This is a genomic window from Yokenella regensburgei ATCC 49455, assembly GCF_000735455.1.
GTDB classification, from domain to species: Bacteria; Pseudomonadota; Gammaproteobacteria; order Enterobacterales; family Enterobacteriaceae; genus Yokenella; species Yokenella regensburgei.
Window position 1 is genome coordinate 54363 of the sequence record NZ_JMPS01000087.1, and the last position, 12319, is coordinate 66681.

Annotated in this window: 12 protein-coding genes; 2 read left to right on the plus strand and 10 right to left on the minus strand. The window is 53.8% G+C overall.

The annotated features are described in order from the left end of the window. The first annotated feature begins 55 nt into the window (after positions 1 to 55). Positions 56 to 832 carry an envelope biogenesis factor ElyC gene (gene elyC / locus GYRE_RS22100; RefSeq protein WP_038258563.1) on the plus strand — a complete coding sequence of 259 codons (777 nt, stop codon included), beginning with the start codon at positions 56 to 58 and terminating at the stop codon, positions 830 to 832. Here elyC and GYRE_RS22105 read toward each other — a convergent pair. Beyond that, complete coding sequence (locus GYRE_RS22105) at positions 812 to 1705, minus strand: YcbJ family phosphotransferase (RefSeq protein ID WP_006819323.1); 894 nt, start codon at positions 1703 to 1705, stop codon at positions 812 to 814. The two genes, elyC and GYRE_RS22105, sit on opposite strands and share 21 nt — an antisense overlap. A 311-nt stretch (positions 1706 to 2016) precedes the next feature. Here GYRE_RS22105 and GYRE_RS22110 point away from each other — a divergent pair, with 311 nt between their 5' ends. Next, positions 2017 to 2778, plus strand: coding sequence for a class I SAM-dependent methyltransferase (locus tag GYRE_RS22110; protein WP_081874692.1), 762 nt, complete (start codon positions 2017 to 2019; stop codon positions 2776 to 2778). Here GYRE_RS22110 and GYRE_RS22115 read toward each other — a convergent pair whose 3' ends face one another. The 9 genes from GYRE_RS22115 to msbA all read right to left on the minus strand — a co-directional run bounded on the left by GYRE_RS22115 (position 2779) and on the right by msbA (position 12313). Beyond that, on the minus strand, positions 2779 to 3804 hold the full coding sequence (locus tag GYRE_RS22115; protein WP_006819320.1) for an AbrB family transcriptional regulator: 1026 nt from the start codon (positions 3802 to 3804) through the stop codon (positions 2779 to 2781). Further along, on the minus strand, positions 3801 to 5213 hold the full coding sequence (locus tag GYRE_RS22120; RefSeq protein ID WP_038258566.1) for an FAD/NAD(P)-binding protein: 1413 nt from the start codon (positions 5211 to 5213) through the stop codon (positions 3801 to 3803). Before GYRE_RS22120 ends, GYRE_RS22115 begins: the two co-directional genes overlap by 4 nt. A gap of 12 nt (positions 5214 to 5225) precedes the next feature. Next, positions 5226 to 6443: an ATP-grasp domain-containing protein gene (locus tag GYRE_RS22125; RefSeq protein WP_038258568.1), complete on the minus strand. Its 1218-nt coding sequence runs from the start codon at positions 6441 to 6443 to the stop codon at positions 5226 to 5228. Continuing rightward, positions 6440 to 7081: a 2OG-Fe dioxygenase family protein gene (locus GYRE_RS22130; RefSeq protein WP_038258571.1), complete on the minus strand. Its 642-nt coding sequence runs from the start codon at positions 7079 to 7081 to the stop codon at positions 6440 to 6442. The genes GYRE_RS22125 and GYRE_RS22130 overlap by 4 nt, the downstream gene beginning before the upstream one ends. Positions 7082 to 7334: 253 nt before the next feature. Continuing rightward, positions 7335 to 8081 carry a 3-deoxy-manno-octulosonate cytidylyltransferase gene (kdsB, locus tag GYRE_RS22135; protein WP_038258574.1) on the minus strand — a complete coding sequence of 249 codons (747 nt, stop codon included), beginning with the start codon at positions 8079 to 8081 and terminating at the stop codon, positions 7335 to 7337. Then, on the minus strand, positions 8078 to 8260 hold the full coding sequence (gene ycaR, locus GYRE_RS22140) for a protein YcaR (RefSeq protein ID WP_038258577.1): 183 nt from the start codon (positions 8258 to 8260) through the stop codon (positions 8078 to 8080). The genes kdsB and ycaR overlap by 4 nt, the downstream gene beginning before the upstream one ends. Before the next feature lie 54 nt (positions 8261 to 8314). Beyond that, entirely contained in the window at positions 8315 to 9544 is a 1230-nt protein-coding gene (locus GYRE_RS22145) for a winged helix-turn-helix domain-containing protein (RefSeq protein WP_038258580.1), read from the minus strand. Between the two features lie 40 nt (positions 9545 to 9584). Beyond that, positions 9585 to 10568, minus strand: coding sequence for a tetraacyldisaccharide 4'-kinase (lpxK, locus tag GYRE_RS22150; RefSeq protein WP_038258583.1), 984 nt, complete (start codon positions 10566 to 10568; stop codon positions 9585 to 9587). Beyond that, positions 10565 to 12313, minus strand: a complete 1749-nt coding sequence (gene msbA / locus GYRE_RS22155; protein ID WP_038258586.1) for a lipid A ABC transporter ATP-binding protein/permease MsbA — start codon at positions 12311 to 12313, stop codon at positions 10565 to 10567. Before msbA ends, lpxK begins: the two co-directional genes overlap by 4 nt. Between the last annotated feature and the right edge of the window lie 6 nt (positions 12314 to 12319).

Below are 12319 nucleotides of genomic sequence, written 5' to 3' on the forward strand. Positions count from 1 at the left end.
GGTGTAATATCCCTGCATTCTCCCCGCTGTATGGTTAAAAAAGGAACCATCAAGGATGCTTTTTACGCTAAAAAAGGTCATTGGCGGCATGTTGTTACCGCTTCCGCTGCTGCTACTGTTGATGGGCTTAGGATTGTTCCTGGTATGGTGTAGTCGTTTCCAGAAAACCGGGAAAAGCTTCATTAGCGTCGCCTGGATCCTTTTACTGGCCTTGAGCCTGCAACCCGTCGCTGACTGGTTACTCAAACCAATAGAAAATACCTACCCGACCTGGCGCGGCGAAACGAAGGTGCAATATGTTGCCGTGTTAGGCGGCGGCTATACCTGGAACCCCGACTGGGCGCCCAGCTCTAACCTTATCAATAACAGTCTGCCACGGGTAACGGAAGGGATCCGCCTATGGCTTGCCAATCCAGGAGCGAAGATGATTTTCACCGGTGCACCGGCACCTGGCAACCCGGTCAGCACCGCCGAGGCGGGGGCCCGCGTGGCGGAAAGCCTTGGCGTGCCGCGCAGCGATATCCTGGTGCTGGATAAACCGAAAGATACCGAGGAAGAGGCAAGTGCGATTAAAGCTGCCATCGGCGATGCCCCGCTCCTGGTGGTGACGTCAGCCTCACATCTTCCACGGGCGATGATCTTCTTCCAGCACGCCGGGCTGCACCCGCTGCCGGCACCGGCAAACCAGATGGCCATCGACTCTCCGTTGAATCCCTGGGAACGGGCTATCCCCTCGCCGCTGTGGCTGATGCACAGCGACAGAGTCGGTTACGAGACGCTCGGGCGTATCTGGCAGTGGCTTAAAGGCTCGTCAGGCGAGCCAGGGGAGTAGCGCTTTTGTCGCTAAATCGAAGTTCGCGCGGTTGAAGCGTCCGGTATTGACCAACTGCGAGACTTCATCCCACAGCAAATACAGCCAGCGCCGCCAGAGGAAAGATTCCGACACCGGCGCGCGCTGGAGGTAGTGCCAGAGCAGCCCTTCCGCAAGCCCGCTATCCGCCAGACGAAACAGCTCATACTCACGCGGCGCCCACAGCATAGTGCCTGGGTTTACCATTGCCAGCAGCTGATCGCTTCGCGACTCTTTCAGCATACTGCGCAGGCTAAAGTTACCGTGCACCATCACACAGTTATCGTTAAACCCTTCGAACAGGGCCGGGAGGCATTCACGGGTACGAAACAGGATGCGCTTATCCTGCATAGTGAGCCCGGTATTGTGATAGAGGTTGAGGGTACTCCACAGCATTTCAACGCGCTGGCGGTACCAGTTAGTCCACAGATTTTCCTGGGTGTTGTCTACCTGACCGACGCAGCCGCGGCTGTCGTGGCGGTGCCAGGCAAGCAGCCCTTCCACAATCTGGTCTTTGAGGTGTTCCCACCGTTCAGGGGTCCTGGCGGGGGCTTCGACCGAGACGCCACGCAGGCGTTCGATGAGCAAAACGTCCGGCCCGGGATGCTCTTCGTGGGTCATGACGCCGTAGACCACCGGCATTCTGATGGTGCCGCTGCGCGCCAGCATGCCTATTTTCCAGGCCAGTTGCTGCGCAAGACCGGGGGTGGAGAAGCTTTTTGCCAGCAACGGCATGGCGTTTCCCTGCGCGTCATACAGCGACCACAACGCGGAGTCGACTTTCTCACTCACGCATTCCACCCGACTCAGCGATTCGCCCAGCAGGTGACTCAGTTCAGCGCGCAGTTGTTCCATCTCAGATTACCCCCACAATGGCTGGAGCTTTCATAATGAGCGTCCTGACGGAAGAAGTCACCCGGATAAGATCAAAGTCGCGGCTGAAAAATGATAAAAAATGAATGTTTTTTGTAAACCTATACTCAATACGTTCCAATTAACCTTCTGTCACTATTTATCCGTGCCCGGATATATTATCCCCTGCCGTTTAAAATCCGCTGCACAAGGATAGCAAATTCAGTAATCCTTATTAAACTTAATGCGTACTCTGCATTATTAACAGAAATTAACCTCGTTCATTCCTTACCTCAGATAAAATATCAGGAGCCATGATGACTCTCGTTACACTCTCTCCCGCAGATTTTTTTGCGCTAGATGATTTTATGTATTTTCAGCAGGACCGCTTAGATGATACCGTTACCGAGCAAGAAATTAATAGTATTATCGATATCACAGCTATGCCGGGTAAACTGCATATTCTGGACACGCCCTGTGGCTATGGACGCCATAGCAAAGCACTGATGCAGCGAGGTCATCAAGTGACCGGGATTGACCTTTCCCCCCGTTTTATCGATCAGGCTCAAACCTATCCCCCTGGTCAGCAAGGAACCTTTATTCTCGGCGAAATGGATACCCAGGTCGGTGAGGCGTTATTTGATCTGGTGCTGATTCTTTTTAATTCATTCGGCTATTACCCGCATCCCCGTAACGTTAATTTTCTGGAACGTTGTGCGCTGCAATTAAAACCTTCTGGGAAAATTGTTATTGATACAATTAATGGAGCCACTCTGCAAACTTCAGGTTTTATGCAACCCGTGGTAATAGGCAAAGGAGAAGAAAGTCTGAGAATAGAAAAACAGATCGCAGACATTCAGTATGAGGAAGGCATCAACCTGCATTACACCATTACTTCACAACGAAAAACGCAGACCACCCGGACGGCGCTGGATGTGGTGTTTTACCGCCCTGAAGAGCTGGACGCCATTTTGAAACGTAGCGGCTTCAGGCAGACCACTTTTTACTCCGGCCTGCTGGGTGAGAAAAGTTGGGATCCGCAGAGTAAAAAAATGGTCGTCGTCGCACAGAAGTAATCACCCTGCCTCTTCCTGCTTCTGGCGATGCAGAGCCAGCGCAGGAAGAGTATGAATAAGCAGCATTCTAATAATATGGTTTGCCATTACAAAACCGGCATCAGCCTTCAGCGCCAGCGCCGCAAACGACATTGACTCCACGCTGCCGGGTACCCAGGAGAGAATAAGCAGATAGAAAGGGTAATCAAGCAGACGTGATGCCCCCAACGCCATCACGACGGTCACGCCCAGGCTTAGCGCAATCAGCTGTACCGATGACGCCAGGTGACGCACAAATTCCGTCAGTGAAAACGACGTAAAATGGTGCCCAATCAATATGCCCATCAGCACCATGCTCAGTTGATTAAGAATATCCGGAAAATGTAACGGCTCAGGTGCCAACGAGTGAAGCAGCGCGGAACACAGCAGCGAAGTCATCATATAAGGCGCAGGAAGGTGCCAGCGCTCCAGTAGCCGTCCCGTGATAAATCCGGCAACCCCAATCCCCAACAACCACAATGCGTTTACTGGCGAACTGAGTTCGGGCCACGCCAGGTGCGCACCTGGGGCCCCTTCTCCCCCGGCGATCATACCGGCCAACAGTGTGAGCGTAATCAGACGCAGAGAGTGTGAAATGACGATTTTTTGCGGCGGTGCGTTGATGTGAGTGGCCAGCGCCAGTACCGCTGCCATTGCTCCCGGGACCGCGCCGAGCAGCGCCTCATCTTTACTCCAGTGCAAGCGGCGAACGCACCATTGATAATTCACCACAAACTGCAGCAGTAAGCACAAACACAGCATCAAAAGAAGCGTGAACAGGCTCCCGCTCTCACCAAACGTCATGCCGCGAAACATCAGCCCAATAGAGGTGCCAAGCGACAGCTGGATAAGTGTGATACTCCCGGGAACCGCTGGAACTGACACCCGCCAGCGTTTAAGTACCATCACCGCCACCAGTGGGCCAAACATCATGCCAAGCGGGACGTTGCCAAAGGTTAACACCCCTCCGGCCAGCAAGCAGAGCAGAAATCCGGCGGCAGTCTTCATCTCTCCTCTCCCTGAGCACATTCAGCCAATGGCGTATCATGCCAACCACTGATAACCGCCTGACGCGCCTGACTGTGCAGCACATCAATGTTACCTACTGCATAGTAATCTCCGACCGTTAATTGACCGATGCATTTGATACCGGAAACGGTACGTCCTGCGACATCCTGCAAACACAAGGAATCAGAGCACACCCTTATCCCACCAAAAGGGTGCTCGCAGGCCATACCGCGCTGCACCAGGCGCTGTGCCAGCGGGTAGCTCGCAGGGGCACTGCTGATCCCACTGGCGTTAATTACTTTACTGGCAACGATCGGCTCACGACCGGGAACAGCAATGGTAAATCCTTGCCTGCGGGGGGTTATCGCGATATCTCCATGAAGATGTTCCAGCTTACCGCTACGAAACAGCGCGGCAATCTTTTCCGCATTCGGGGAAGCAATCGGGATCCGCAACTGCTGCCATCGTGGCTGCCAGCGCAGGATAAAGTGCTGGCGCTGGTGCTCGCTCAGTTTACGCCAGGCATAGCTCACCGTATTATTCAGCGCGAGCAGGATACTCATCGCCGTAACCCCTGGGTCCGCATGCTGGATGAACTGGCTCAGGGAACAATGATGCGCGTTGAACTCCCTGCGTAATAACCGAAACAACTGAGCTACCGTGATGCGCCCGTGCGCCACCAGCAGCCTGTCGATTTCGTCTGTGGTAAAGGCCTGCGGCGTAATGTCGCAATAACCTTCTATCTGCCGAGGCAGCGCCCCTTTACGCGAAAGAAAATAGATCTTTCGGCATTTTGAAGCGAGCGCGATTGCCGCATCATGTGCCGATAATCGGCTGCCAATGATCGCGACACAGTCATCACGCGTGATATCCAGACAGCTGACTGGCCAGACCGAATCATAATAACCGGGCTGATGACGCAAGCCGTAAGGATCATGACTGGTTGCCGTTCCCAGACAAAGAAAGCAGCGATGATAGAAACGGTCTGTACCGTCTTCTGTCTGCACGCGCAGGCATGTTTCCAGGGAGAACACATCGATCACCCTCTGAGGCACAATATTAAGCTCAATGCCAAGACTGGCGGCCTGCTGCTGGCACTCCCGTAGCTGATGGCAGAGAAACTGGCCAAAGCGTGCTCGTGGTAGAAAAGCGCTATCGGTAACCGGTGCTTTCGGGTCATGCCTGGCAAGCCATGCGCCAAAATCCCCTCTCTCCCGAAAATACATAGAATTCACCGGGCGATTTAACAGGTTGGTACTGACATCCTCGGCAAAGGCGGTGCCAACCGCGAGTTTTTCAGGGACATCAAACAGGGTAATACTGGCAACGTCTCCTTTCGCGTGCTCCAGCAGTTGTGCCAGCACTGAGAGTCCGGTGTAGCCTGCGCCGACGATCGCATAACTTTTCATTTCACGTGCGCCCTATTCCCAGTGTGTATGATCCATGACCCATTGCGTTAAGGTTTGTAGGTTCGTTTCAACCTCACGGCTATCTTTACCCTCAACAATGGCGCTAACGATTTCGCCGTTGGTTAGCTTCATCGGGTCGTAACGTCGACCAACCACCCCCGTGGCGCGATAACGCAGTACAAAAGGCAAAGGACATTCTGCAGGCTGGCTTATTAACGTTCCGCTGGCTGGCGGCACGTTCAGTTGCCCAACACGTCGCTGCGCCTCACGCTGTATTACTTCCAACGAATAGTCATGATTAAGGCACGCCGCGAGCCATGTCATCCGCGGGTTTAGTCCAAAAGCGGCTCCCAGCTCTTCATTGACGAAACACCCTCCCAGACGACAGGCCAGCTCGCCAAAAATGATGTTTTGCTGTCCATCAACAAACACTTCGAGGTGTAGCAACGTATTGGATTCACAAGGGAAAACCTCTTCCGCCAGTCGACGAGTATAAGCGATGAGCTTTTGATGAAGCGGGTTGTCGTCCTCCATCACCAGCCCAAGCGTACTACCGGACAAGAAATCCAGGCACGAAACCGTAGCGCGAGAGGCCGAGATAAATACAGGCTTACCTTGCAAATAAAGCGCGTTAATTTGATAGGCTTCACCCACTATAAATTGCTCAATAAGCAAATTATGGAAGTGCAGTGGCGTGAGTTGCAGTAAATATTGGTTAAGTGACTCGTCATCTCTGACCACTACAACGCCTTGCGATCCCCGCCCATCGTTTGGCTTGATGACACAGGGGTAGCCGTGCTCCGCGATGAATACCGCTATCTCTGTCGCGCTGCTCACTCGAGCCATGGCGGGGATAGTCATCTGGTGCTGCTGCACCAATGTCTTCATTAAAAATTTATCGCGAAAAACCAGCGCCGCCTGTTCGCGACCGTGGGTTAATCTCAGACGATCGCTGATACGTGCCGCACGTAGCACGTCAATCTCCGCGAGAAAGTATACGCCGGTAACCCGCTTTGTTTTCGCAAAGTGGTACAGATCCAACTCAACCAGCGGGTTATCATTAAAATTCTCATAGAAACGAAGCGAAATATCGTTACCCAGGTGTTGAGAGACCGCCTCAAGCTGACTGCTACAGGTAGCGATGACCAATGGTGCAATACGTTGCAGCGTGCTCCATTCCTCACGCGAATGCTGAAGGAGTATCTTTGGTGGACACAATAAAATATTCATGCAGGCTCCTGTTCGCCATCAAAGGTCATCACAAAAACATCCCGATAACCTTTGCCCGGTAGCAGCGGAACAATCGCTGAAGTGTAATGCTGGTAGTTCACATCATTGAATATCACCGCATCTCCCTCATTAAGTTTAAATGTCGTCCTGGATGCTGTTTCCTCCTCACAGGAGATAAGTGTCGTATCGCCACCTGCGATATTATTTACCCCGACACAGTAGATGCCGATATATGAAAAACCATCCTGATGAATTCCCTCCGGAGCGGGATAGCCAGGACTACGGTCCTCAGTCGTAATTCTAATCTGATGAATACCAATGTTATATGATATATCAGGAAGCAGTGGCAGAAATTCATTCACTACTTGCAAAAGAATAGTGCTGGCAACGTCTGCTCGCAGCTCTGGGTATTTACGCTGGATCCCACCGGAGTAGTGGTTCAGCGTTTCTGATTGATAAAAAACAGGATCCGTTTTCAGATAGTATTCCGCCCGACGATTCACCACCGCTTTTTGAAAACTACGAAAACGAAATTTTCCGTCTTCTTCCCGGAGCCAGGGATCGGGAAGTAATTCATCAAAACTCTTTTTTATATGCGCAGAAACCTGACCAAAATGAAGATGGTTGAAAGACTGCATTTATCATTCCCCTACAGTAAAAGGCAGTATAAATGTAAATGAGATGTTTCACCTGTGAGATACAAAATCTGGGGATTATGATCGGAGTCACAAAGAATAGCGTTCAGACAAGAGTAATTTTATATTACGGCGAGAATATTCAACACCCATTAATATTTTCGCAGAATAATTTCAGAGAGATAATATTTCTTTATCAGAATTAAATTGAGACAGATGAAATAAAAAGCCCCTCCATTCGGAAGGGCTCAAAGAATTAACGTAACTCAAGTCGGACGCGTTCAAGATCTTCTGGCGTGTCCACACCGGTACCCGGTGTCACTTTTGCCACCTCAACGTGGATTTTTTCGCCGTACCACAGCACGCGGAGCTGTTCGAGCATTTCAATCTGCTCCAGCGGGCTCGGCGGCCAGCTGATGTAACGGTTAATGAAGCCGGCGCGATAGGCATAAATACCGATATGGCGCAGCAGCGAATCGCCAATCGTGTCGCGGCTTTGTGCGAAACGGTCGCGATCCCACGGAATAGTGGCGCGTGAGAAATAAAGCGCGTAGCCCGCGTTATCCATCACCACTTTTACGGCGTTCGGGTTGAAGGCTTCTTCCGCGCTGTGGACCGGTACGGCAAGCGTTGCCATGCCGCACTGGCTGCGGGCCAGGTTTTCCGCGACCTGGCGGATATTGGCCGCCGGGATCGTCGGCTCGTCGCCCTGGACGTTAACGATGATGGTGTCATCGCTGAAACCACACTTCTCCACCACTTCCGCCAGACGCTCTGTTCCCGACTGATGGTCGACGCGAGTCATGCAGACTTCGCCACCAACCGCTTCCACAGCGCGCGCCACGTCCGGATGATCGGTCGCGACAATCACCCGATCGGCACCTGATTCACGCGCACGCTCCAGCGTATGGACAATCATCGGCTTTCCGTTGATGTCCTGCAAAGGCTTACCGGGGAGGCGAGTAGAGGCGTAGCGGGCAGGAATAATGACGACAAAACTCATGGGTGGCTCTCTCCAGCATCTAAAGTACGAGCTTCGTTTTCCAGCAGTACCGGAATGCCGTCACGCAGCGGGAACGCCAGACGGTCAGCTTTGCAGATAAGTTCCTGCTTTTCCTGACGGAAGTACAGTTTTCCGTTGCATACCGGGCAGGCGATAATTTCAAGTAAACGATGGTCCATAGGTCCTCCAGAGACTCTGGCTAATTCATGGCGAAAGCATATCACAGCGCGACCTCAGGCGGGGTCTATTTCCCAGCCTTTCGGCGTCGCGGCGAAGAGCGATTTCGGGACGACGCCAAGCCGCACTTCAGCGGCATTTTGCCAGCGCGCAAAGTCGCTAATCGCCTGAACGAGCCCCTTTTCAAGCGTTGCGCTAACGCGTACGCCCTCTTCAAGGTAAAGCGCGATGATTTCCAGTACGCCGGTTTTGCGATGCATTTTGCTGTCCATCCGCCCGACCAGCTTTCCCTGATGCAGAAGCGGTAAGACAAAATAACCATATTGACGCTTCGCCGCCGGGGTGTAGCACTCCAGCCGATAGCTGAAGTTAAACAGCTGTTCCGCCCGCGTGCGATCCCAGACCACCGGATCAAACGGTGAAAGCACGGCACTGTGCGTGGCGGTCAGTTTTCCGCTCATCGCGGCATCGAGGTGTGGTAGAAGATCGGCATGCAGCCACATCTCACCAAGGTCTTCGACGGTGACGGGAACAATGCGCCCCTCCTCCTGCCACTGCGCCAGCAGTGCCGGAAGCGCAAGTTTGCGCAGCCGATAGTAGTCGGCGAGCCACTGCGGGCGGAAAATGCCAAGACTACGGGCGCTGTTTTGCAGCATTAATGCTTCTGCTTCCGGCTGCGGCAGCAGATCACGGGCATCGTCCCAGTGTGGCATCACGCGGTGAGTCACGTCGTACACGCGCTGGAACTGGCGACGTTCAATCACCATCACTTTCCCGGCGGTGAAGAGCCCTTCAAGATGGCGTTTGTGTGGTTTCCACTCCCACCAACCTGCCGCCCCTTTGCGCGGGTGCTCAAAGTCGAGCGAACGAACCGGGCCGTTCTCGGTGATATGGGCAATAAGCTGGTCAATTTCTTTGGCGTGGGTATTCATCCACTCATCGCGATATTTCCAGCCCATGTTCTGCGGTGAGAGCATCCGATGGCGCACCAGCTGGAAATCACTACGCGGAAGAAAACAGGCTTCGTGCGCCCAGTACTCCATCAGTTCACCGTTGCGCAGCGCATCATCAAGCCAGGCCTGCGGATAGCGACCAAGGCGGCTGAAAAGTACCAGGTAGGGGCTGCGTGCGACGATGTTAATCGTGTCTATTTGCAGCAGTGACATACGGGTGATAGTGCTGAGGATATCCTGCGGTTGCGCCTGACGACGCGGTTTTTTAAGCAGACCCTGAGCGGCAAGATGCAAGTGACGCGCCGCGCTCAGCGACAGGTGAATCTCCGGCATAACACTCCCCCCGTAGTTCAACTGGCGCGATGCAGCGGTATTAACGTGGCTGCGCCAGAGTCAGTAGTTTTTGCAGCAGTTGCTCTGCGCCATCACTGCCAAGTGATGCATCAACGGGCAGATACCACCAGTTTTCTTTGGCAAAGCGGCGACATTTAACCGCGTCTTTTTCCGTCATCACAAGCGTCTGCCCTTCTGTCAGCAGTGCGCTGACATCGGATTCTGACAGAGCCTGATGATCGTTCAGCGCGACGGTTTTTACCGGCGTCACGCCGCACTGCTCGAGGGTAGCAAAAAAGCGCGGAGGATGGCCGATTCCCGCCATCGCCACCACCTGAGAAAGTTCACTCATCGGGCGGGTTTCGCCGGTTAGCAGATTCACCGCATTCCCGGGACGTAGCTGCATTGGGATCTCTCCCGGACGCGCAACGCCACCGTTCACAATGATGGCATCCACGCTTTTAAGCCGCGATGCCCGCTCGCGCATTGGCCCGGCAGGCAGCCACCAGCCGTTACCGAAGCGACGCACGCCGTCGATAACAACGATCTCCACATCACGGGCCAGACGGTAGTGCTGTAAACCGTCGTCCGTAATGATGAGTTGCAGAGGATGTTCAGAAAGGAGTGCCTGCACGGCTTCGCTGCGTACGGGAGAGACCGCAACCGGCGCGCCGGTACGCTGATAGATAAGCACCGGCTCGTCACCCGCTTGCGCAGTCGTAGTGCTCTCGCTCAGCAGCAGCGGATAGCTATCGGCCTTACCGCCGTAGCCGCGAGAGACCACGCCCACCCGGATACCGCGACGTGTGAGCTGCTCCACCAGCCAGATAACCACCGGCGTTTTCCCGTTGCCGCCTGCGGTCAGGTTACCCACCACCACAACCGGTACCGGCGCCCGCCAGCTTTTCTTAAGCCCCAGGCGATAGCTCAGGCGAATGAGCCCGCTCACCAGGCCATACAGCCAGGAGAGCGGTAGCAGCAGCCGCCAGAGCGGCGATTCACCTGACCAGATGCGGGCGATCATTGGCCAAATTGCATTTTGTGCAGTTGAGCATACACGCCGCGATGCGCCAGCAGATCCGCATGACTACCACGTTCTACGATGTGACCGTCTTCCACCACCACAATTTCGTCGGCCTTTTCAATGGTCGACAGACGGTGGGCAATCACCAGCGAAGTACGGTTTTTCTGCAGTTCATCAAGTGCTGCCTGAATCGCACGTTCAGATTCGGTATCCAGCGCCGACGTGGCTTCATCAAGGATAAGGATCGGGCAATCACGCAGCAATGCACGAGCGATAGCGATACGCTGGCGTTGACCGCCAGAGAGCAGTACGCCGTTCTCACCGATAATGGTGTCCAGTCCGTTATCCATTTTGTTGATAAAGTCCATTGCATGCGCCATACGCGCCGCCTGCTCTATCTGCTCGCGGCTGTACACTTCATTACGCGCATAGGCGATGTTGTTCGCAACGGTATCGTTGAACAGATGGACATTCTGCGATACCAGCGCAACCTGGTTACGCAGCGATGACAGGGTGTATTCGCGCAGGTCGTGACCGTCCAGCAGGATCTCGCCCTTATCGATGTCGTAGAAACGGGTGATGAGACTTGCAATGGTCGATTTACCTGAACCGGAGCGCCCCACCAGAGCGACCGTTTTCCCTTCCGGGATATTCAAATCAATATTGCTCAGCGCTGGCGTTTCGCGGCCCGGGTAGGTGAAGGTAACACCACGGAACTGCAGATCGCCTTTCGCACGCTCAATAACCCGGGTCCCTTCGTCTTTTTCCTGCTCGCTGTCGAGGATAGCAAACAGCGTCTGGCAGGCAGCCATTCCGCGCTGGAACTGCGCGTTGACGTTGGTCAGAGATTTGAGCGGACGCATCAGCGCAATCATCGAGGAGAAGACGACGGTAATTGTACCGGCAGTCAGCGTATCCATCACGCTCGGGAAGCTCGCGGCATAGAGAACAAACGCCAGCGCCAGAGAAGCAATCAGCTGGATGATAGGGTCGGAGATTGACGAAGCAGAGACCATTTTCATCCCCTGCGTACGCATTCTGTTGCTGACCTTATCAAAGCGCGACGTTTCGACTTCCTGACCGCCAAACATCAGAACCTCTTTGTGGCCCTTCAGCATTTGCTCCGCGCTGGTCGTCACCTGCCCCATCGTGGTCTGCATGTTCTTACTGATGTTACGGAAGCGTTTGGAAACGATACGAATGGCAATAGAGACAATCGGCGCCAGCACGATGAGGATCACCGACAGCTGCCAGCTGTAGTAAAACATCATAATAAACAGGCCGATAATCGACGCACCTTCACGCACAACGGTTATCAACGCGCTGGAGGAGGAGGATGCCACCTGCTCAGAGTCGTAGGTAATGCGCGATAGCAGCGTACCGGTTGACTGCTTATCAAAAAACGCCACCGGCATGCCCATCATATGGCTGAAGAGCTTGCGGCGCATGGTCATTACAACCTTGCCAGATACCCATGAAATGCAATAGCTGGAAACATAGCTGGTTATACCCCTGAGGACCATCAGCCCGATAACCACCAGCGGCATCCACAGCAGCACTGAGCGGTCTGTTTTACCAAAACCGTCATCCAGTAACGGTTTAAGGAGCGATAACATGAAAGTATCGCTGGCTGCGTTGAGGACTAACGCAACACCCGCCACGATCAGTCCTGCTTTAAATGGCGCAATAGTCGGCCAGAGTCGGCGGAAGGTCTGCCACGTGGAGAGATCTTTGTCGTTCTGCATTCAAAA

Excerpts from the sequence above, each read along its gene's own strand:
- elyC (WP_038258563.1), top strand. The coding sequence starts at position 56 with ATGCTTTTTACGCTAAAAAAGGTCATTGGCGGCATGTTGTTACCGCTT.
- GYRE_RS22105 (WP_006819323.1), bottom strand. The coding sequence starts at position 1,705 with ATGGAACAACTGCGCGCTGAACTGAGTCACCTGCTGGGCGAATCGCTG.
- GYRE_RS22110 (WP_081874692.1), top strand. The coding sequence starts at position 2,017 with ATGATGACTCTCGTTACACTCTCTCCCGCAGATTTTTTTGCGCTAGAT.
- GYRE_RS22115 (WP_006819320.1), bottom strand. The coding sequence starts at position 3,804 with ATGAAGACTGCCGCCGGATTTCTGCTCTGCTTGCTGGCCGGAGGGGTG.
- GYRE_RS22120 (WP_038258566.1), bottom strand. The coding sequence starts at position 5,213 with ATGAAAAGTTATGCGATCGTCGGCGCAGGCTACACCGGACTCTCAGTG.
- GYRE_RS22125 (WP_038258568.1), bottom strand. The coding sequence starts at position 6,443 with ATGAATATTTTATTGTGTCCACCAAAGATACTCCTTCAGCATTCGCGT.
- GYRE_RS22130 (WP_038258571.1), bottom strand. The coding sequence starts at position 7,081 with ATGCAGTCTTTCAACCATCTTCATTTTGGTCAGGTTTCTGCGCATATA.
- kdsB (WP_038258574.1), bottom strand. The coding sequence starts at position 8,081 with ATGAGTTTTGTCGTCATTATTCCTGCCCGCTACGCCTCTACTCGCCTC.
- ycaR (WP_038258577.1), bottom strand. The coding sequence starts at position 8,260 with ATGGACCATCGTTTACTTGAAATTATCGCCTGCCCGGTATGCAACGGA.
- GYRE_RS22145 (WP_038258580.1), bottom strand. The coding sequence starts at position 9,544 with ATGCCGGAGATTCACCTGTCGCTGAGCGCGGCGCGTCACTTGCATCTT.
- lpxK (WP_038258583.1), bottom strand. The coding sequence starts at position 10,568 with ATGATCGCCCGCATCTGGTCAGGTGAATCGCCGCTCTGGCGGCTGCTG.
- msbA (WP_038258586.1), bottom strand. The coding sequence starts at position 12,313 with ATGCAGAACGACAAAGATCTCTCCACGTGGCAGACCTTCCGCCGACTC.